The organism is Amycolatopsis sp. NBC_00345, from assembly GCF_036116635.1.
Taxonomy (GTDB): domain Bacteria; phylum Actinomycetota; class Actinomycetes; order Mycobacteriales; family Pseudonocardiaceae; genus Amycolatopsis.
The window spans coordinates 7,082,192-7,101,043 of the sequence record NZ_CP107995.1; the positions used below are offsets into that span (position 1 = coordinate 7,082,192).

The 18,852-nt window shown below is 71.0% G+C and carries 18 protein-coding genes; 10 read left to right on the plus strand and 8 right to left on the minus strand.

Going from position 1 to position 18,852, the window contains the following annotated elements; genetic code table 11:
* Window positions 1-5 precede the first annotated feature (5 nt).
* Window positions 6-563 carry a gamma-glutamylcyclotransferase gene (locus OG943_RS31765; protein ID WP_328604602.1) on the plus strand — a complete coding sequence of 186 codons (558 nt, stop codon included), beginning with the start codon at window positions 6-8 and terminating at the stop codon, window positions 561-563.
* Here the strand turns inward: OG943_RS31765 and OG943_RS31770 are convergent.
* Window positions 556-798, minus strand: coding sequence for a hypothetical protein (locus tag OG943_RS31770; RefSeq protein ID WP_328604603.1), 243 nt, complete (start codon window positions 796-798; stop codon window positions 556-558). The genes OG943_RS31765 and OG943_RS31770 overlap by 8 nt on opposite strands.
* Before the next feature lie 370 nt (window positions 799-1,168).
* Window positions 1,169-2,578 carry an FAD-binding oxidoreductase gene (locus OG943_RS31775; protein ID WP_328612203.1) on the minus strand — a complete coding sequence of 470 codons (1,410 nt, stop codon included), beginning with the start codon at window positions 2,576-2,578 and terminating at the stop codon, window positions 1,169-1,171.
* Window positions 2,579-2,795: 217 nt separating this feature from the next.
* Between OG943_RS31775 and OG943_RS31780 the strand changes: the two genes are divergently transcribed.
* Window positions 2,796-3,440, plus strand: coding sequence for a TetR/AcrR family transcriptional regulator (locus OG943_RS31780; protein ID WP_328604604.1), 645 nt, complete (start codon window positions 2,796-2,798; stop codon window positions 3,438-3,440).
* Window positions 3,441-3,474: 34 nt separating this feature from the next.
* A complete protein-coding gene (locus OG943_RS31785) occupies window positions 3,475-5,010 on the plus strand; it encodes a glycerol-3-phosphate dehydrogenase/oxidase (protein WP_328604605.1) in 1,536 nt (511 codons plus the stop codon).
* Window positions 5,011-5,035: 25 nt separating this feature from the next.
* On the opposite strand, the gene OG943_RS31790 is transcribed toward OG943_RS31785, so the two are convergent.
* Window positions 5,036-6,691, minus strand: a complete 1,656-nt coding sequence (locus tag OG943_RS31790; protein WP_328604606.1) for an alpha/beta hydrolase — start codon at window positions 6,689-6,691, stop codon at window positions 5,036-5,038.
* Between the two features lie 208 nt (window positions 6,692-6,899).
* On the opposite strand from OG943_RS31790, the gene OG943_RS31795 reads away from it, so the two are divergent.
* The 5 genes from OG943_RS31795 (at window position 6,900) to OG943_RS31815 (ending at window position 11,137) form a co-directional block, all read left to right on the plus strand.
* On the plus strand, window positions 6,900-7,169 hold the full coding sequence (locus OG943_RS31795; protein WP_328604607.1) for a helix-turn-helix transcriptional regulator: 270 nt from the start codon (window positions 6,900-6,902) through the stop codon (window positions 7,167-7,169).
* Window positions 7,166-7,714, plus strand: coding sequence for a hypothetical protein (locus OG943_RS31800; protein ID WP_328604608.1), 549 nt, complete (start codon window positions 7,166-7,168; stop codon window positions 7,712-7,714). The genes OG943_RS31795 and OG943_RS31800 overlap by 4 nt, the downstream gene beginning before the upstream one ends.
* Window positions 7,711-8,628 carry an ABC transporter ATP-binding protein gene (locus OG943_RS31805; protein WP_328604609.1) on the plus strand — a complete coding sequence of 306 codons (918 nt, stop codon included), beginning with the start codon at window positions 7,711-7,713 and terminating at the stop codon, window positions 8,626-8,628. Before OG943_RS31800 ends, OG943_RS31805 begins: the two co-directional genes overlap by 4 nt.
* Window positions 8,625-9,818 carry an ABC transporter permease gene (locus OG943_RS31810; protein WP_328604610.1) on the plus strand — a complete coding sequence of 398 codons (1,194 nt, stop codon included), beginning with the start codon at window positions 8,625-8,627 and terminating at the stop codon, window positions 9,816-9,818. The genes OG943_RS31805 and OG943_RS31810 overlap by 4 nt, the downstream gene beginning before the upstream one ends.
* 86 nt (window positions 9,819-9,904) lie before the next feature.
* Complete coding sequence (locus tag OG943_RS31815; protein WP_328604611.1) at window positions 9,905-11,137, plus strand: serine hydrolase domain-containing protein; 1,233 nt, start codon at window positions 9,905-9,907, stop codon at window positions 11,135-11,137.
* Window positions 11,138-11,140: 3 nt separating this feature from the next.
* Here OG943_RS31815 and OG943_RS31820 read toward each other — a convergent pair whose 3' ends face one another.
* From OG943_RS31820 to OG943_RS31835, 4 genes are all read right to left on the minus strand, one after another.
* The gene (locus tag OG943_RS31820) at window positions 11,141-12,502 is read right to left on the minus strand and encodes a cryptochrome/photolyase family protein (protein ID WP_328604612.1); all 1,362 of its coding nucleotides are present in this window, start codon (window positions 12,500-12,502) and stop codon (window positions 11,141-11,143) included.
* A gap of 96 nt (window positions 12,503-12,598) precedes the next feature.
* The gene (locus tag OG943_RS31825; RefSeq protein ID WP_328604613.1) at window positions 12,599-13,915 is read right to left on the minus strand and encodes a citrate synthase; all 1,317 of its coding nucleotides are present in this window, start codon (window positions 13,913-13,915) and stop codon (window positions 12,599-12,601) included.
* Between the two features lie 192 nt (window positions 13,916-14,107).
* Window positions 14,108-15,064 (minus strand): carbohydrate kinase family protein, encoded by a 957-nt coding sequence (locus OG943_RS31830; RefSeq protein ID WP_328604614.1) that lies wholly within the window; start codon window positions 15,062-15,064, stop codon window positions 14,108-14,110.
* A gap of 59 nt (window positions 15,065-15,123) precedes the next feature.
* On the minus strand, window positions 15,124-15,714 hold the full coding sequence (locus OG943_RS31835; protein WP_328604615.1) for a TetR/AcrR family transcriptional regulator: 591 nt from the start codon (window positions 15,712-15,714) through the stop codon (window positions 15,124-15,126).
* A 97-nt stretch (window positions 15,715-15,811) separates the two neighbouring features.
* On the opposite strand from OG943_RS31835, the gene OG943_RS31840 reads away from it, so the two are divergent.
* Together OG943_RS31840 and OG943_RS31845 are read left to right on the plus strand one after the other, a co-directional pair.
* Window positions 15,812-16,957, plus strand: coding sequence for an acyl-CoA dehydrogenase family protein (locus tag OG943_RS31840; RefSeq protein ID WP_328604616.1), 1,146 nt, complete (start codon window positions 15,812-15,814; stop codon window positions 16,955-16,957).
* Between the two features lie 46 nt (window positions 16,958-17,003).
* Entirely contained in the window at window positions 17,004-17,582 is a 579-nt protein-coding gene (locus OG943_RS31845) for a Uma2 family endonuclease (RefSeq protein WP_328612204.1), read from the plus strand.
* Window positions 17,583-17,626: 44 nt separating this feature from the next.
* Here OG943_RS31845 and OG943_RS31850 read toward each other — a convergent pair whose 3' ends face one another.
* Window positions 17,627-18,847 carry an amidohydrolase gene (locus OG943_RS31850; RefSeq protein WP_328604617.1) on the minus strand — a complete coding sequence of 407 codons (1,221 nt, stop codon included), beginning with the start codon at window positions 18,845-18,847 and terminating at the stop codon, window positions 17,627-17,629.
* Window positions 18,848-18,852 lie beyond the last annotated feature (5 nt).

Genomic DNA, 18,852 nt, shown 5'->3' on the forward strand with positions numbered 1-18,852 from the left:
CGTACGTGCACCTCGACGGCGCCGGCCACGAACTCGCCACGGCGCCGCCGGGGTGGCGCGAGCGCACGCCCGTGCTCGCGTACGGCTCCAACGCGTGCCCGTCGAAGATCACCTGGCTGCGGGAGCACCTCGGGCTGGCCGGGCCGGTCGTCGTGGTGAAGGTGCGCTGCATCGGGCTGGCCGCGGTGTGGGCGGCGGGCCTGCGCAAACGCGACGGCCAGCGCCCGGCCACGCTCACGGCCATGCCCGGCGTCGAGGACCACGCCGTCTGGTTCGTCACGCCAGACCAGCTCGCGGTCCTGGACGTGTGCGAAGGCCGTGGCAACCGGTACGACCTCGCGCGGCTGACCGCCGCCGACATCCGGTTCGAGGACGGCACCCGGCTCGACGGCGTGCACGCTTACGTCGCGAATTCCGACATCCGGCGTCCCCTGCTCGTCGACGGGCGGCCGGTGCGGGTCGCGGACGTCGAACAGGCCCGCGCCGCCACGCTCACCGGCGTCCCGGCGCCCGGCCACGGCGTGCCGTGCGAGGTGCTGGAGCCGACGCGCACGTTCAGCTGACCGGCAGGCGACGCGGGTCCGGCACCGCGCGCAGGGCGAGAAACCCCCGCGGCTGCTGCGTCACCCGCTCGTACCGGACGGGGTCGACGCTCTCGGCCTCGGGCAGCGGCCGCGGCTCGACCAGCCGCTCGATGAGGAATCCAGCGCGGCGCAGTTCCTCGCAGGTCTGCTCCAGCGGGGCCAGCCAGTAGCGGACCTGCCAGCCCTGCCGCCACACCTCCTCGACCAGGCGCACGTCGAAGTAGTTGCCGCCGTGACGCAGCCAGTCGGTCGAACCCGGTCACGCTCGCGCCCTGCGCCACCAGCTCCTCGGCGTAGAGGCCGGGGCCGCACGCCACGTCGAGGACCCGGCGGCCCGCGACGTCGCCGAGCAGCTCCAGACAGGCCGGACGGTCGTAAAGCGCGTTGACCGTGCCGATAGATACCAAACCGACCGGAAGTAAGCAGTTGGTACAGGTCCGTCGCCTTTCCCGGTCAGCTTACTTCCGGCCTTTTTGGTACAGGCCCTCCCGCGCGTGGTCCAGGAACTCGTCGGCGAACGCGTCGTACTGCGGGCCCGGGCCCACGGTCTCGGTCATCGCCCCAGTTTGCCGGGCCGGCGCGGCTCAGCCGATCAGTTTTCCGGGGTTGAGGATGCCCGTCGGGTCGACCGCGTGCTTGGCCGCGCGCAGCACGTCCACGCCCAGCGTCCCGATCTCCGCCGGCAGGTAGGGGGCGTGGTCGACGCCCACGGCGTGGTGGTGCGAGATCGTGCCGAGGCCGGTGATGGCCTCCGACGCGGCCCGCTTCGCGCGCTGCCACTGGCCCATCGGGTCGGCGTCGTCGCGCGAGGTCAGCACGGTGAAGTACAGCGAGGCGCCCGTCTCGTAAACGTGCGAGACGTGGCACATCACGATCGCGCGGCCGAGCGAGGCGGTCAGGGCCGCGCGGACGGCGTCGTGCAGCTCGTCGAGCTTCGACCAGTACGCCGCCGTCTCCAGCGTCTCGACGCAGACGCCGAGGCCCATCAGCGTGTCCCGCTGCCGGGGGCCGTTGAACCGGCCGTGGCGCCAAGACTCGCCGAGCGCGCGGCCGATCCGGAGCGCGCCCGCGCGCCGCAGCACCGCGGCCGTCCGGCGCCGCCTCGGCTTGACGTCGCCCTCCCAGCCGACGATCAGCAGGCACGGCCGCTTGATCCCGCGGGCGGCGAGATAACCGCGTAACAGAGCCGTTTTCCACCCGGCGTTGAGTGCGAAGGACACGGCCGTTTCGTCCACATCGGACAGCCGGGTGACGTCCGCCGTCACGTGCTGCTGCGCGAGCTGCCGGACGGCTTCGGCGCCGGCCGCCCAGCCGTCCACGACGTAGCCCTCGTAACGCCGCTCCCGCGGCACCGGCCGGACGCGCAGCGCGACCTCGGTGATCACGCCCAGCGCGCCCTCGCTGCCGACGGCGAGCTGGCGCAGGTCCGGCCCGGCCGCCGACGCGGGCGCGACCCCGAGCTTCCACTCACCCCGCGGGGTCGCCAGCCGGACGCCGGCCACCATGTCCTCGAACCGGCCGTACCCCGACGACGCCTGCCCGGCCGAGCGCGTCGCGGCGAACCCGCCGATGGTCGCCCGCTCGAACGACTGCGGCACGTGCCCGAGGGTGAACCCGTGCTCCCCGAGCAGCCGCTCGGCCTCGGGCCCGCGGACGCCGGCCTGCAGCACGGCGAGGTGTGAAACCGGGTCGAGCGACACCAACTTGTCGAGCCGGGCCAGGTCGAGGGCGATCACGGTGGCCTTGTTCCCGCGCAGCGCGGAGACGCCGCCCACCACCGAGGTCCCGCCGCCGAACGGGACCACCCCCACGTCGTGGCTCACACAGGCCTCGAGCACGGCCTGGACCTGGTCCGGGTCGCCGGGCAGCACCACGGCGTCGGGCACCGGCACCGGCTCACCGGTCTGACGGCGCAGCAGGTCCAGATAGGACAGACCACTGGCGCGGGCGAGCCGCTCCGAGTCGTCCACCAGCACGTTCTCGGTCCCGACCACGGCCGCGAGCGCCACCCGCGCCGGCTCGGAAAGGGTCGATCCGGCCAACTTCGGGACAGTCTGCCCGCTATGCCCTCGATCCGCCCCCACTCGGCCGATACGCTGGCCGAGCCACCGGATCGCCCGATCGGGCAACGCGGTGGCGTCAGCGCCGTCGCCGGCCCACGAATCCCGGATGCGGTGGTTAATGAGATCACTCACGACTACAGTGTGACATATGGACGTGAAACGTCACTCCCGGCCGGAAGAGGCCGCCTCCGCGCTCGCGGACACCCGCAGTCGCCAAACCTCGGCGCGCGTCTCCGACGACGTGCTGCTCGACGCCGCGCGCGAGTGCGTGCTCGCGGTCGGCGTCCGGCGCACCACGCTCGCCGAGATCGCCCGCACCGCGCACGTCAGCCGTATGACGGTGTACCGGCGGTTCCCCGACGTCCGCAGTGTGCTGGCCGCGCTGATGACCCGCGAGTTCAGCGGCCTGCTGAAACAGGCGAACCACGCGGGCGACGAGGCGGCGCACATCCGGGAGCGCCTGGTGCGCATCGCCGCGGCCGCGGTCACCGAGCTGTCCGCCGACCCGCTGTTCCGCACGCTGCTGGACGTCGACCCGGAACTGGTGCTGCCCTACATCGTGGAGCGGCTGGGCGCCACGCAGAACTTCGCCGAACAGGTGCTGCGGCACCTGCTGGAGGCCGGTCACCAGGACGGCTCCATCCGGCGCGGCGAAGTGGTCACGCAGGCGCGCTCGATCCTGCTGGTGGTGCAGTCGTTCGCGTTCTCGCTGCGCCCGGCCACGGCGGACGTCGACGAGCCGGCCCTGCTCGACGAGTTCCGGCACATCCTCGACGCTTCGCTTCGGCCGTGAGCACCGCCGACGCACTTTTTCCCGCGGAGACGGCATGAGCACCGGCTCACTCAATGCCCGCCGACGTGAACGTGAACTGGACCGGCTGACCGGCGGCGAGCGGGTCGACGTGATCGTGGTCGGCGGCGGGGTCACCGGGGCCGGGATCGCGCTGGACGCGGCCGCGCGCGGGCTGTCGGTGGCGCTCGTGGAGGCGCGTGACCTGGCGTTCGGCACCTCGCGCTGGTCGAGCAAGCTCGTGCACGGCGGCCTGCGTTACCTGGCCAAGGGCGAGCTGGGGCTGGCGCACGAGAGCGCCGTCGAGCGCGGCATCCTGATGACCCGCACGGCGCCGCACCTGACCCGGGCCATGCCGCAGCTGTTTCCCTTGTACCCCGGCACTTCCCGGGCCCAGCAGGCGGTGATCACCACCGGGCTGCACGCGGGTGACGCGCTGCGCCGGGCGGCTCGGACGCCGTCGTCGGTGCTGCCCCGGCCACGGCCGGTCCCGGCGGCCGAGGCGCTCGCGCTGTCCCCCGGACTCGCGCCGGGCGGGCTACGCGGCGGGCTCCTGGCGTACGACGGCGCGCTGGTCGACGACGCCCGCCTGGTGGTGAGCCTCGCGCGGACGGCCGCCCTGCTGGGCGCGCGGATCCTGACGCGGGTGGAGGCGGTTTCGCTGACTGCTGAGGGCGTCCGCGTCCGCGACGGCTCGGCGGAGTACGACCTGCACGCCCGGCAGGTGATCAACGCGACCGGCGTCTGGGCGGACACGCTCACGGACTCCGTGCAGCTGCGCCCCTCGCGCGGCTCGCACCTGGTGCTGGCGCCGGGCTCGGTGTCGATCGGCGCGACCTCGGTGAACGTGCCGGTGCCCGGCGAGACCAACCGCTTCGTGTTCCTGCTCCCCCAGCCCGACGGCCGCGTTTACCTGGGGCTGACCGACGAGCCGCTGGACGGCGAGGTCCCGCCAGTGCCGTCGGTGCCGGAGTCCGATGTGGACTTCCTGCTCACGGTCGCGTCCTCGGTGCTCACGCGGCCGCTGACCCGCGAGGACGTGATCGGCTCGTTCGCCGGCCTGCGGCCGCTGGTCGCCGGCTCCGGCGGGCGCAGCGCGGACCTCTCGCGCAAGCACGCGGTGGTCACCGGCACGGACGGGGTCCTGACCGTCGTCGGCGGCAAGCTCACCACGTACCGGCGGATGGCCGAGGACGCCGTCGATGCGGCACTGGTGCGCGCGGGCCTGCACGCCGGCCCGTCCCGCACCGCGCGGCTGCCGCTGCTGGGCGCCGCGCCGCGGAACCGGCTGTCCCTTGTGGACGCTCCCACGCGGCTCATCGCCAAGTACGGCACGGAAGCCCCGCGCGTCGCCGCGCTGGGCCAGGTCGAGCCGGAGTTCGCAGCCCCGCTCTTCGACGGCACCGAGATCACCGCCGCCGAAGTGGTCTGGGCCGTCCGCCACGAGGGCGCCCTGGACGCCGAAGACGTGCTCGACCGCCGCACCCGCCTGTCCCTCGTCCCCGCCGACGCGGCCGCCGCGCGCCCCCGCGTCCAGGATTTGGTCGCGAAGGCGCTGGCCGGGCTGTCCTGATCGGCCGGTTCCGGCTCGGCTGGGGTCAGCGCGAGGCGGACGGTGGGTCGAAGGGCCCGTGGTCGGCGGCGCAGACCGTGCCGGCCGGAGGCAGCGTCAGGCTGACCAGGTAGCTGTCGAGCCGCTGGTCCACGCACTGGTTCCGGCCGTCGTAGGCGACGCCGTGCCCGGCGATGTCCACGGTGAGCAGGCCGGCCCGGCCGAGCAGGTGACTGGTGGAGACCGCGTCCTCATACGGTGTCGCCGGGTCGCCGAGCCGGTCGCCCACGAGCAGGACCGGGTTGGCGGTCGGCCGGTTCCACGGGCCGGTGTAGCGGTCGGGGTCGGTCACCGGCCAGCTCGCGCACGGCAACGCGCGGTAGACCCAGGCCGACGCGAACCCGGGAGCGGCCGCCTCGGCCCGGCGGGCGTAGCGGCCGACGGCCTGCGGATCGCGCGGGTTGTCGGAGTCCGTGCAGCCGACGGCGTTGAACCAGGTGTTGAACGCGTTCTGCGGCTCGCCGGGCTCCGTGGTCGTGGCGCCGGCCGGGTCAGCAGAGAACCGTGGCGGCACCGGCACCGGCACCGGCACCGGCGCTGCCGCGGCGGCGACCGGGTGCTGGGTGGCGAGGTACACCGTCTGCAGGAAAGGGGTCATGGCCGCGGCGGCTTGCCAGTTGTAGAGCCCGGTCAGCATCCGGTTGACCAGCTCCGTGTAGGTGATCTGGTGCGGATCGCCGTGCGAATCCAGGTAGGTGACCGGTCCCCGGCGCAGCGTGGCCAGCAGGTCGTCGTACTTGTGGTGCAGGCTCGGCTCCGTGGCGCCGGGCCCGCCGAACTCGCACTGGGTGTGGGCCGCGCATTCCCGCAACAGGGTGTTCAGCGCGGTCTGGGCACCGAGGTACGGGGCGGTCCGGTAGATGTAGGGCTCGCCGCCCTGCCCCGGCTGCCGGCCGGTGGTCCACTCCTGCGGCTGCAGCACACCGTCGAGCACCATGGCCCGCACCCGCTGCGGGAACAGGTTGGCGTACACCTCACCCAGGAATGTCCCGTAGGACGTGCCGAGGTAGGTCAGCTGCCGGTCGCCGACGGCGCGGCGCAGCAGGTCCAGGTCCCGGGCGACGTTGGCGGTGGACATGTGCCCGAGCAGCGGCCCGGCGTGCTGCGCGCAGCGCGCGGTGACGTCGCCGACCTGCCGGATCGCCGCGGCCTCTTCGGCTTCGGTGACGGGGAAGACCGGGCTCAGTTTCGCGTCGTCGGCCGGGTCGCCGGAACAGCTGACCGGGGTGGAGGCGCTGGTGCCGCGCGGGTCGAACCCGACGATGTCGAAGCGGGCGCTCATCGCCGGTGACAGCCGCGGCGGGATCCGGCCGCCGCCGCCGGGACCGCCGGGGTTGACGAACACGGTGCCGATCTTGTGCTGCGTGTCCGTAGCGGGCCGTTTGTTCAGGGCCAGGGAGATCTGCGGACCGGTCGGGTCCCGATAGGACAGTGGAACCCGGGCCGTGGCGCACTCGGAGCCGGGCGGAGCAGTGTCGGCCGGGCAGGTTGCCCAGTCGAGCACGGGTGCCGCGGCGCTGTCGCTGTCGGGGCCGGCCGGTGGTGTCACGGCGCCCGCCCCCGTGGTCAGTCCGGCCGAGATCGTCAACGTCACGATGCCCAGCGTGAGGCCACGCCGGAGGGCGCTGCGTCGTGCTCTCATTCGGGAACTTCCCCTCGTGGTGCGGTGCCGTGCTCCGCGAGCACCCTAGGGCGGGGATTCGGAACTCCGGATCCGCCGGGAAGCCGGGAAAGAGTGGCTGTTCGGCCGATGCCCGCCGACCCGAGAGCTGGGACACGACTCCGGCGGATTCCCGATCAGACGTTGCTCAGACTTGACGAGTCGTTGGGTTTTTGCAACAGTATGTTCCATGAGCCCGGTCAGACGCGGCAAAGAGCTGCCGATCCACAACCGGCTGCCCGTGCTCCGGGCGGAGCGGGGGATGAGCCGGGCGGCGCTGGCCGATGCGGTGGAGGTCAACCCGCAGACGATCGGGGCGCTGGAGCGCGGGGACCACTACCCGAGCCTCGACCTGGCGTTCCGCATCTGCACGGTGTTCGACCTGCCCGTGGAGGCGGTGTTCAGCCGCGAGCCGTTCGCGCCACTGTCCACACAGGTCTATCGAGAGGGGGGAGCATGACGACGAAACGGGGGCGCCTCGCCGCCTACTGGGAGCGACAGCTCGACCGGGCGGAGGAGCAGGAAGCCCAACGCGCGCTGAAGCTGCGCGCCTGGCGCACCCGCCGGCGGCGGCGTCAGCTGGTCGGGCTGACCGCGGCCGGCGACCTGATCCTGATCGTCGCCGCGGCGCTGCTCGAGCTCGTCCCGAACTGGCTGTTCATCGTGCTGTGGGTCGCGGGGTTCGTGGTCGCCGGGACCGGCTTCATCCCGCAGCGCATCGTCACCGGCAAGATGAGCGACAGCTTCTCGCGGCGGCTCGACGAGCGGGAGCGCGAATGGCGCCACCGCACCGCTTTCCTGGCCTACCAGGTCATGATCTACCTGATGCTGATCGCGATGGTGTACGAGCTGGCCATCAATCGCCGGCCGGACGGCGCGATCCGCGGCGTGACGATGCTGGCCGCGCTGATCGTCACCGGCAGCACCCTCCCGTCGATGATCCTCGGCTGGACGCTGCCGGACGACGATCCCGAAGACTTTCTCGAACCGGGGGACGGGGCATGACCGATCAGACGCTGGAGATCGACCGGATCTCCAAGCGGTACGGGGAAAAAGTGGCACTCGACGGGGTCTCCTTCGACGTGCGCGCCGGTGAGCTCTTCGGGTTCGTCGGCGGCAACGGCGCGGGCAAGACCACGACGATGCGGATCGCGCTGGGGGTGCTGACCGCCGACTCCGGCGAGGTCCGGTTCGACGGGCGGCCGATCACCCACGAGACGCGCACGCGCATCGGGTACATGCCCGAGGAGCGCGGCCTGTACCCGAAGATGAAGGTGCTCGACCAGCTCGTCTACCTGGCCGAGCTGCACGGGCTGAGCACCAACGACGCGCACCGCAGCGCCGAGCTGTGGCTGGCCCGGCTCGGCCTCGGCGAGCGGCGCAAGGACGAGGTGCAGAAGCTCAGCCTCGGCAACCAGCAGCGCGTGCAGCTCGCCGCCGCGCTGGTGCACGACCCGGCCGTGCTGGTGCTCGACGAGCCGTTCTCCGGCCTCGACCCGCTGGCGGTGGACGTGATGAGCGGGGTGCTGCGCGAGAAGGCCGCGCGCGGCGTGCCCGTGGTGTTCTCCAGCCACCAGCTGGAACTGGTGGAGCGGCTGTGCGACCGCGTCGGGATCATCCACAATGGACGAATGGCTGCCGTCGGCACGGTGGCCGAGCTGACCCGCGGCGCCGGCAGCCGGCTGGTCGTCACGGCTCCGGGCACCCGTCCCGGCTGGGCCTCGACGGTGCCGGGAGTGCGGGTGCTGGAAGAACGCGGTTCGACGACCGTGCTGGAGCTGGACCCGAGCGCGGACGACCAGGCCGTGCTGGCCGCCGCGCTGGCGACCGGGCCGGTCACGGAGTTCAGCCGGCATCGCCGCTCGCTCACCGAGCTGTTCCGCGACGCCGGCGCGCCGAAGCAGGGAGACGTGGCATGAACCGCATCAGCCCCGCGCGCGCCGTCCGGCTGGTCGCCAAGCGCGAGCTGAACACCCGGCTGCGCACGCGTTCGTTCGTGGTCAGCACCGCCGTGCTTTTGGTGCTGCTGTGCGGTTACGTCGCGCTGCAGGCCTTCCTCGCCGGCTCCTCCAGCACGACCACGATCGCGCTCACCGGGCAGGCACAGGGCATCGCGCAGGAGCTGCAGGCGGCCGGCGCGCAGGCCGGGGACAAGTTCGAGACCGTCACCGTATCGTCCGAAGAGGACGGACAGGACCAGGTCCGCTCGGGTGACGCCGACGCGCTCGTGTCCGGCAGCGCCTCCCGGCTCCGGGTCACCGTCAAGTCCACACTGGACACCAAACTGCAGGCCGTGCTCGACGGCATCGTGCAGCAGCAGGTCCTCGACGCCCAGCTGTCCGCCGCCCACCTCGACCCGGTACAGGTGCGCCAGACGGTCTCGGCGGCGCACGTCGACGTCGCGCCGCCGCTGGAGCCTCGCGACTCGGACCACGGGCAGAAGCTCGTGATCGGCATCGTCGTCGCGATCCTGCTGTACATGAGCATCATCACCTACGGCCTGCTCGTCGCCCAGGGTGTGGTGGAGGAGAAGTCCAGCCGGGTGGTGGAGATCCTGCTCTCCACCGTGCGGCCGTGGCATCTGCTGCTGGGCAAGGTGATCGGGCTCGGCCTGGTCGGGCTGGTGCAGCTCGGCATCATCGTCGTGGTCGGGCTGGCCGTGGCCACGGGGACCGGGGTGCTGACCGCGAGCGGCATCGCGGTGGGGGCCGTCGCCTGGGGCATCGTCTGGTACCTGCTGGGATTCCTGTTGTACGCCATGATCTACGGCGCCGCCGGCTCGCTCGTCTCACGGCAGGAGGACACGCAGTCGGTGGTGGCGCCGGTGAACATCGCGCTGATCATCGGCTTCATCGCGGGGATCAACCTGCTCACGCAGTCGCCGGACGGCACCGCGACCCGCGTCGTCTCGCTGATCCCGCTGCTGTCACCGGTGCTGATGCCGGCGCGGATCGCCACCGGCGCGGCGGCGCCGTGGGAGATCGTGACGTCGCTGGTGCTGACGATCGCGTCGATCGGCCTGGTCACCTGGCTGGGCGCGCGGATCTACCAGAACGGCGTGCTGCGCGTGGGCAGCCGGGTGAAACTGGCCGACGCCCTCCGCCGCTGACCCCGCCGCTTCAAGGGCTCGTGAGTGTTTATGACGGTTCTAACCGTCATAAACACTCACGAGCCCTTTGCGGTGCTGGCCCCTAGGTGGCCGGTTCCGGGTATCTCCCTGATGGCGGACCGGCCGGCAGCCGAAAGACTCGTTGGCATGAAAAGAAATCCGCTGGTCCGCGGGCTCGCCGCGACGATGGCCGCCGCCACCCTGCTGTCCGTGACGGCCGCGCCGGCCGCGTTCGCCGCCACACCCGGGTCGGTGTCGCAGCCCGCCGCCGCCGTGAGGACCCCGCTCCCGCCGTTGAACCCCGCGGCCCTGCGAGCCGCGATCGCCGGGCTGCCGAACGCCGACGAGACGGGGGCGCTGCTGCAGGTCCGCGGCCCGGCGGGGCCTGGACCGGCACGTCCGGGACGGCTGACCTGAGTACCGGGGCACCCGTCCCGGCCGACGCGCACTTCCGGATCGGCAGCATCACCAAGACGTTCACCGCCGTCCTCGTGATGCAGCTGGCCGCGGAGCACCGCGTCGACCTCGACACGCCGGTGCAGCGGTACCTGCCGGGGCTGCTGCCCGCGGACTACCCGCCGATCACCGTCGCCCAGCTGCTGAACCACACCAGCGGCCTGCCCGGCGTCGACCTGCCCAACGATCCACAGTGGATCGTCGATCACCGGTACACCGTGTTCACCCCGGAGCAGGTGCTGGCCACGGCGCTGCGGCACCCGATCGTCTTCACCCCGGGCAGCGCGCAGCAGTACACGAACACCGGATACCTGGTCGCGGGCCTGCTGGTGGAAAAGCTGACCGGCCGCCCGTACGCCGAGGTGATGCGCGACCGCGTGATCCGGCCGCTGGGCCTGCGTGAGACCTCCGTGCCGGGGAACGACCCGGACCTGCCCGCGCCGTACGCGCACGGCTACCTCGCCGTGAACGGGCAGCTGGTGGACATGACCCGGATGAACCAGTCGATCCCGTGGGCGGCGGGCGAGATGATCTCCACCGCGGGCGACCTGGACACGTTCCTCACCGCGCTCTTCCGCGGGCGGCTCGTGCCGGCGCCCCAGCTGGCGCGGATGTTCACCGTGCCGAGCGTGAAGATGTTCGGCTCCGACCAGGCCGCCTACTACAGCCAGGGCCTGATGACCTCCACGATCAACGGGGTCACCGTCTGGGGCAAGACCGGTACCCGTTACGGCTACACCAACGGCGTCTGGGCGACCCGCGACCTGCAGCGTCGCGCCGTCTACTCCATCAACTCCACCTCGAAGGGCGCCGAAGGCCAGCCCGCGATCGTGGGGAAGATCGCGGACGCGATCACCCGGTGAGGCTCAGGAGCCGGTGATGGCGCCGTACCGCTGCAACGCCACCTGGCGTTCGTGGGCGTGCTCCACCATCGGCTCCGGGTAGCCGGCCGGGCGCGGCTTCGGCTGGTGCACGGCCTTGCCCTCGATCCCGCGCAGCTCCGGCACGTACTTGCGGACGTAGTCGCCCGCGGGGTCGAACTTTTCGCCCTGCGTGGTGGGATTGAAGACGCGGAAGTACGGCGCGGCGTCGGTGCCGGAGCCCGCGACCCACTGCCAGTTGAGCTGGTTGGAGGCGAGGTCGCCGTCCACCAGGTGACGCATGAAGTGCCGCGCGCCCCACTGCCACGGCAGGTGCAGGTCCTTCACCAGGAAGCTCGCGACGACCATCCGGATCCGGTTGTGCATCCAGCCCTCGGCGAGCAGCTGCCGTTGGCCCGCGTCGACCACCGGGAAGCCGGTGCGGCCCTCGCACCACTGGCCGAACGCCTGTCGCGCCGCCGCACCGGTTTCCTGCGTCATCCGGTCGAAGCGGGTGTCGTAGTTCTCGCGCGCCGTCTCGGGGCGGTGCCACAGGACGTCGGCGTGGAACTCGCGCCAGCACAGCTCGGCACGCAGCGATTTCGCGCCCGCACGCTCGTCGCCGGCCAGGTCCGCGAGCATCGTGCGCGGGTGGATGGCGCCCCAGCGCAGGTACGGCGAGAGCCGCGTGGTGCCCTCGCGATCGGGCCGGTCGCGGTCGGTGTCATAGGTTTCGACGCCGTCGTCGAGGAACCCGTGCCACGCGTCCAGGGCCGCGGTTTCCCCGGGCGCAGGCAGCCGCATCTCGCCCAGCTCGGGCGATTTCGGGAGTTTCGCGGACTTCCCCGGCTTCACCCAGTCCACAAGGGACACTCCAGTGTCCGCGGGCCGCGGCCAGCCGTGCCGCGTCCAGGCACGGTTGAACGGCGTGAAGACCCGGTACGGATCACCGTCCGGCTTCGTGACGCGCCCGGGCGTGACGGCGTACGGCGAACCCGTCTCGACCCACTCGATGTTGTTTTGCGCCAACGCTTTCGCCACCTCGGCGTCACGGCGGCGGCCGTACGGCCCGGCGTCGGAGCTGACGTGCACAGCCGAGGCGCCGATGCCACGCGCCGCCTGCACGACCTCGCGCACCGGGTCACCGGCGACGATCATCAGCCGCCCGCCCAGCACGTTGTCCAGCTCACGCAGGCAGCCCAGCAGAAAAGCCATCCGCGGCGCGCCGGAGGGCTTGATGAGCGCCTCGTCGACGACGTACAACGCCAGCACGTGCTTGCTGTGCTTCGCCGCCTCGTGCAGCGCGGCGTGGTCACCGAGCCGGAGGTCGCGGCGGAACCAGAGCACCACAGGCGCTTCCATCGTCATGGCACACAACGCTAAACGCCCCGTCGTGCAGCTGCACGACGGGGCGTTTCAACGCTGAGATTTCAGTGCTGAGACATTTCAGTGCTGCGGCGAAGCTCAGCGATCCGACATCGGCACGTAGTCACGCGACGCGTGGCCGGTGTAGATCTGCCGCGGGCGGCCGATCTTGGTCTGCGGGTCGTTGATCATCTCGCGCCAGTGCGCGATCCAGCCGGGGAGCCGGCCGAGCGCGAACAGCACGGTGAAGTACTTCGTCGGGAACCCGAGCGCCCGGTAGATGAGGCCGGTGTAGAAGTCCACGTTCGGGTACAGCTTGCGCTCGACGAAGTAATCGTCGGAAAGCGCCGTCTCCTCGAGCTTCTTGGCGATGTCGAGCAGCTGGTCGCCGCCCTTGAGCTTGCCGAGAATGTCGTCGGCGGTGTTCTTGATGATCTTCGCGCGCGGGTCGTAGTTCTTGTAGACCCGGTGCCCGAAGCCCATGAGCTTGACACCCTTTTCCTTGTTCTTCACGCGCTCGACGAACTTGGCGACATCGCCGCCGTCGCGCTGGATGCCCTCGAGCATGTCGAGGACCGCGGCGTTCGCGCCGCCGTGCAGCGGGCCGAACAGCGCGTTGATGCCCGCCGAAATGCTGGCGAACAGGTTCGCCTCCGACGAGCCGACCAGGCGCACCGTCGAGGTCGAGCAGTTCTGCTCGTGGTCGGCGTGCAGGATGAACAGCAGGTCGAGCGCCTTGGCGACCTCGGGGTCGACCTCGTACGGCTCCGCGGGGAAGCCGAAGGTCATCCGGAGGAAGTTCTCGACCAGGCCGAGCGAGTTGTCCGGGTACAGCAGCGGCTGGCCCACGGACTTCTTGTACGCGTACGCCGCCAGCGTCGGGACCTTCGCCAGCAGGCGGATGGTCGAGAGCTCGACATTGGGTTCGTCGAACGGGTTCAGCGAGTCCTGGTAGAACGTGGACAGCGCCGAGACCGCGCTGGACAGCACCGGCATCGGGTGCGCGTCGCGCGGGAAGCCGGAGAAGAAGGCCTTCAGGTCTTCGTGCAGCAGCGTGTGCCGCTGGATCTTCTCGGTGAAGTCGGCCAGCTGGGCCTCGGTCGGCAGCTCACCGTAGATCAGCAGGTAGGACACCTCGATGAAGGTGGACTTCCCGGCGAGCTGCTCGATCGGGTACCCGCGGTAGCGCAGGATGCCCGCGTCACCGTCGATGTAGGTGATGGCCGACGACGCGGCACCGGTGTTGACGAATCCGGGGTCGTAGGTGATGTACCCGGTCGACGCCAGCAGCTTCCCCAGCTCGATTCCGGGCGCGCCCTCCACCGGGCGGACAACCTTGAATTCGTGCTCGCCACTCGGCAGGCGCAGCGTCGCGGATTCGCCGCCGGACTGCCCCGCATTTGTCGCGTCGGACATGCAGGTCCCTCTCACGTTGGGCACGGGCCGGCGGCGCCTGTAGATCTCACAGGTAGCCACGTGTTCACGCGAGGAAACACGCGCCTCGCTGCACACCGCCCCGCTGGGGTATGAATTCACCCCTACGTTAGTCGAGGTAAGGACCCGCGCGCACTCGATGCGTTGCCTTGAGTGGCCCCTTTGGGACCAGGTTCACACGGTGGATGCCATATCCGCGGCCGTCGGCGGCTCCGCGCCACTGCGCGAAACGGTGATGGAAGCCGCTTTCGCCGCGAACGAAAGCGCCTCGCGCCACGCGCCCGCGTCCAGTGCGGCCAGGTCACGCACCTCGCGCGTGTGCAGCCAGGCGAGCAGCGCGCCTTGGACGGTGTCGCCGGCGCCGATCGTGTCGACCACCTCGACCCGCCGGGACGGCACGTGGGCCAGCTCACCTGCGGCGGTGATCACCGCGATGCCGTCGGCGCCGCGGGTGAGCACGACGGCGTCCACTCCGGACTCGACCCACGTCTTCGCGGCGGACAGCGGGTCGGCGCCCTCGGTGAGCCAGGCGGCGTCGTCGTCGGAGATCTTCAGCAACCGGACATCGGGCAGCCACGACGCGAACCGCTCCCGGTACGCGCCCGGGTCGCCGATCAGCGCTTCGCGGATGTTCGGGTCCAGCACGGTCATTGTGCCGCGCGCGGACTCGCGGCGCAGCATGGCTTCGTAGGCGCTCGCACCGGGCTCCAGCACCATGCCGAGCGTGCCGAGGGAAAGCGCGGTGGCGTCGTCGGGCAGGGTGCCGGGGTCGCGCACCAGCCTGTCCGCCGTGCCCTCGACGTAGAACGTGTACTGCGCGGCGCCCTTCCGGTCGAGCGCGACGACGGCGAGCGTCGTCGGCTCTTCACCCCGCTGCACTAGCGAAGTGTCAACACCGGAGTCCACCAGCCGGTCGACGAGCGCCCCGCCGAAGCGGTCGGTCGAAACCCGGGACAGGAACGACGTCGGCACGCCGAGCCGCCCGGCCGCCAGCGCGACGTTGTACGGCCCGCCGCCGAGGCGGGGCAGCAGCGCGCGCAAGCCACCGTCCACTGTGGAATTAGACACAGGGGAATCTAACGGTTCACCAGGAACGAGGTCGACCAGCGCCTCTCCACCCACCACGATCACGAGCGCGAGTGTAGAGGACGAGCCGCTGACAATTCGTGTCCTCGACCGGACAACCGGCGTCAGTGGTCTTTCGTCAAGCCGCCGAGCAGCAATTCCCCCAGCGCGGTGAATGCCTCGGCGTCGGAAACGTCGGTGCGGCGGCCGAGCACGCCGGTCTGGATGCCTTCCACGATCAGCCCGGTCATCTCGGCGACCAGCCGGGCGTGCACGTCGCGGAAGACGCCGTCGGCCACGCCCTTGTCGATGAACGCGCGGATGCGGCGGGCGGCGACCCGGCTGTTGAGCTGGTAGGTGTCGCGGGTCGGGGCGTACTCGGCGATGTCGGTCATGAACGCGGCCGACGCGCGGTTCAGGTGGGCCGAGACGCCGGCGAGGTACTCCCCGATCAGCTTGCGCGCGTCGTCGATGCCGTTGATCCGCTCCTCGATCCGCTCGGCGGCGCCGCGGAAGAAGTGGGCCACGACCTTGACCGCGAGCTGCTCCTTGCTGGGTGCGATCGCGTACAGCGTCGACTTGGAGCAGCGGAGGCGGGCGGCCAGGTCGTCCAGCGTGAAACCGGCGAAGCCCTCCGCGAGGAACAGCGTCTCGAGCTCGGCCAGCAGCGCCTGCTGCCGGGCAGTCGGACGGCGACGGGTTTCGAGTGCGGACATCGGACCACTATCTCTCACGAGTTGGGGACAACCCCGGCCTCCTTACGGTACTCTAGTCCAGCTCACAGTACTGTTTTCAGTACAGCCTGGAGGAACGATGCCGGCCGAACGACTGCTGCCCACGCCCGAGGCGGAGGACCTGCTCGCGCTGGTCACCGAGATCGCCCGCGATGAGCTGAAGCCCCGCGCGTCCGCGGACGAAGAGGCCGAGAACTTCCCCCGTGACCTGTTCACCCTGATCGGCAAGTCGGGCCTGCTCGGGCTGCCGTACGCCGAGCGCTGGGGCGGCGCGGACCTGCCGTACGAGGTGTATTTGCAGGCGCTGGAGGAGATCGCGTCCGCGTGGATGACCGTCGGCGTCGGGCTGTCGGTGCACACGATGTCCTGTTACGCGCTGGCGCACTACGGCACGGACGAGCAGCGCGACCGCTGGCTGCCGGACATGCTGGGCGGCGAGCTGCTGGGCGCGTACGCGCTGTCGGAGACGCAGGCGGGCTCCGACGCCGCCGCGCTGTCCACCCGGGCCCGGCTCACCGGGGACGAGTACGTGGTCAACGGCACCAAGGCGTGGATCACGCACGCCGGCGTCGCGGATTTCTACACGACCATGGTCCGCACCGGCGAGGAAGGCGCCCACGGCGTCTCGTGCCTGCTGGTCGACTCGCCGACACCCGGCCTTTCGGCGGCGCCCCGCGAACGCAAGATGGGCCTCACCGGCTCCCCGACCGCGCAGCTGATCTTCGACAACGCGGCGGTGCCGGCCGCGCGTCTGGTGGGCGAAGAGGGCGCGGGGATGCGGATCGCGCTGTCGTCACTCAGCTCGGGACGGCTGGGCATCGCGGCCTGCGCGGTGGGCCTGGCCCAGGCCGCGCTGGACGAGGCCGTCGAGTACGCGAAGGGCCGCAGCCAGTTCGGCCGCCCGATCATCGAGTTCCAGGGCCTGGAGTTCCTGCTGGCCGACATGGCCGCGACGGTCGAATCGGCCCGCGCGACCTACCTGGACGCCGCCCGCCGCCGCGACCGCGGCCGGGACTTCCAGCGCCAGTCCTCCATCGCGAAACTCATCGCGACCGACGGCGCCATGAAGGTCACCACCGACGCCGTCCAGGTCCTCGGCGGCGCCGGCTACACCCGCGACTTCCCGGTCGAGCGGTACATGCGCGAGGCCAAGGTGCCGCAGATCTTCGAGGGGACCAACCAGATCCAGCGGATGCTGATCGCCCGGTCACTGAAGACAGCCTGACGAGCACGAGTGACAGCGGCGGCCAACACCTAGCGTGAGCCCGGTGATGACCGGCAATCAGTCACCCGTCCGCCTGCTTTCGATCGAGGAGTACGCGGCGCTCGGCGAGACCGAGCTGGGCTACACCGAACTGATGGAAGGCCGCCTCGTGCTGTCGCCCAACCCGCGGCCCAAGCACAACGCGGCGATCTTCGAGCTGGCGAAACAACTGGAGCCGCAACTGCCCGGCAGCCTGGAGCCGATCCCGTGCACCGACGTCGACCTCGGTCTGGCGCCATCCGGAGAGCCTGGTTTCTCCCGGCGTCCGGACCTGATGATCGCCCGGAAAATCGTCTTCGCGCGCGTTGGCGAGGACGAGGACATGGTTCGTGCGGAAGAGGTCGCCATCGTCGTGGAGATCGTGTCGCCCGGTTCGAAGCGGACCGACTACGTCACCAAGCACGACGAGTACGCCGACGCCGGCATCCCGTTCTACTGGATCGTCGACCTGAGCGACCCGGTCTCGCTGGTCGCCTGTCACCAGGCCGGGGAGCCGGGCTACCAGGACGCCCCCGCCGTCACCGGGGTTTTCGCCACCACCGAGCCGTTCCCCGTGAAGCTGGACCTCACCGCGCTCACCGCTTGAGGCACTGCCCCAAGCGGTGAGCACCAAGCCGTCAGTACCAGGCTTCAGCGGCTCTCGCGGTACCGCCGGTCCTCGACGACGCCCTCGCCGGCCGACTCGTCGAAGTGGTAGACCTCGCGGCCCCCGATGAAGACGCGGGTGGCGCGGTTCATCACGTCCAGCGGGTCGCCCGACCACAGCACCACGTCGGCGTCCAGGCCGGGGGCCAGGGTGCCCACGCGGTCGTCCAGGCCGAGCATCTGGGCCGGGTGTTGGGTCAGCGCCTTGATCGCCGTCTCCGGGTCGAGGCCGTCCTTCACGGCGAGCGCGGCCTGGTAGACCAGGAAGTTGATCGGCACCACCGGGTGATCGGTGGTGATCGCGATCTTCACGCCCGCCCGCGCCAGGATGCCGGGCGAGCGCAGCGACCGGTGGCGCAGCTCGACCTTCGACTTCGTGGTGAACAGCGGGCCCAGGATCACCGGGACGTCGCGCTCGGCCAGCAGGTCCGCGATCAGGTGGCCCTCGGTGCCGTGGTTGATCACCAGCTTGTAGCCGAACTCGTCGGCCAGCCGGATCGCCGTGACCATGTCGTCGGCGCGGTGCACGTGCTGGTCCCAGTACAGCTCGCCGTCCAGGACCTTCGCCAGCGTCTCGTTGGTCAGGTCGATCTCGAACGGCTTGCCCTCGCCGAGGGTGTGCTCACGCTTGGCCTGGTAGTTGCGGGCCTTCGTGAACGCCTCGCGCAGGATCGCGGCCACGCCGAGACGCGTGGACGGCGTCTGCTTCTTCTCGCCGTACACCCGCTTCGGGTTCTCGCCCAGCGCGCTCTTCACGCTGACGTGCTCGGCGAACACCATGTCCAGGATGCTGCGGCCCCAGGTCTTGACGCCGATGGTCTGCCCGCCGATCGGGTTACCCGACCCCGGCTTGATCACCACGCTCGTGATGCCGCCGGACAGCGCGTCGTCGAAACCCGGCTCGTACGGGTCGATGCCGTCGATCGCGCGGAAGCGGGCGCCGTTCGGGTCGGTCATCTCGTTGGTGTCGTTGCCGGCCCAGCCCTCGCCGTCCTCGTGGACGCCCAGGTGCGCGTGCGCGTCGATGAAGCCCGGCAGCACCCAGCTGCCGGACGCGTCGACCAGCTCGGCGTCCTCCGGGATGTCGATGTCGGCCTCGGGGCCGACCGCGATGATCCTGCCGTCTTCGATGAGCACGGTGCCGCCCTCGATGGGAGCAGCGCCGACGGGGACGACGTAGCCCCCCACAATCGCCTTATCAGCCATAGTTT

Bases quoted from the DNA above. Each gene is read 5' to 3' on its own strand.
- OG943_RS31845 (WP_328612204.1), top strand. From the start codon at position 17,004: ATGACCGGCAATCAGTCACCCGTCCGCCTGCTTTCGATCGAGGAGTAC.
- OG943_RS31795 (WP_328604607.1), top strand. From the start codon at position 6,900: ATGAGCCCGGTCAGACGCGGCAAAGAGCTGCCGATCCACAACCGGCTG.
- OG943_RS31800 (WP_328604608.1), top strand. From the start codon at position 7,166: ATGACGACGAAACGGGGGCGCCTCGCCGCCTACTGGGAGCGACAGCTC.
- OG943_RS31840 (WP_328604616.1), top strand. From the start codon at position 15,812: ATGCCGGCCGAACGACTGCTGCCCACGCCCGAGGCGGAGGACCTGCTC.
- OG943_RS31810 (WP_328604610.1), top strand. From the start codon at position 8,625: ATGAACCGCATCAGCCCCGCGCGCGCCGTCCGGCTGGTCGCCAAGCGC.
- OG943_RS31850 (WP_328604617.1), bottom strand. From the start codon at position 18,847: ATGGCTGATAAGGCGATTGTGGGGGGCTACGTCGTCCCCGTCGGCGCT.
- OG943_RS31780 (WP_328604604.1), top strand. From the start codon at position 2,796: ATGGACGTGAAACGTCACTCCCGGCCGGAAGAGGCCGCCTCCGCGCTC.
- OG943_RS31820 (WP_328604612.1), bottom strand. From the start codon at position 12,502: ATGACGATGGAAGCGCCTGTGGTGCTCTGGTTCCGCCGCGACCTCCGG.
- OG943_RS31790 (WP_328604606.1), bottom strand. From the start codon at position 6,691: ATGAGAGCACGACGCAGCGCCCTCCGGCGTGGCCTCACGCTGGGCATC.
- OG943_RS31825 (WP_328604613.1), bottom strand. From the start codon at position 13,915: ATGTCCGACGCGACAAATGCGGGGCAGTCCGGCGGCGAATCCGCGACG.
- OG943_RS31835 (WP_328604615.1), bottom strand. From the start codon at position 15,714: ATGTCCGCACTCGAAACCCGTCGCCGTCCGACTGCCCGGCAGCAGGCG.
- OG943_RS31785 (WP_328604605.1), top strand. From the start codon at position 3,475: ATGAGCACCGGCTCACTCAATGCCCGCCGACGTGAACGTGAACTGGAC.
- OG943_RS31805 (WP_328604609.1), top strand. From the start codon at position 7,711: ATGACCGATCAGACGCTGGAGATCGACCGGATCTCCAAGCGGTACGGG.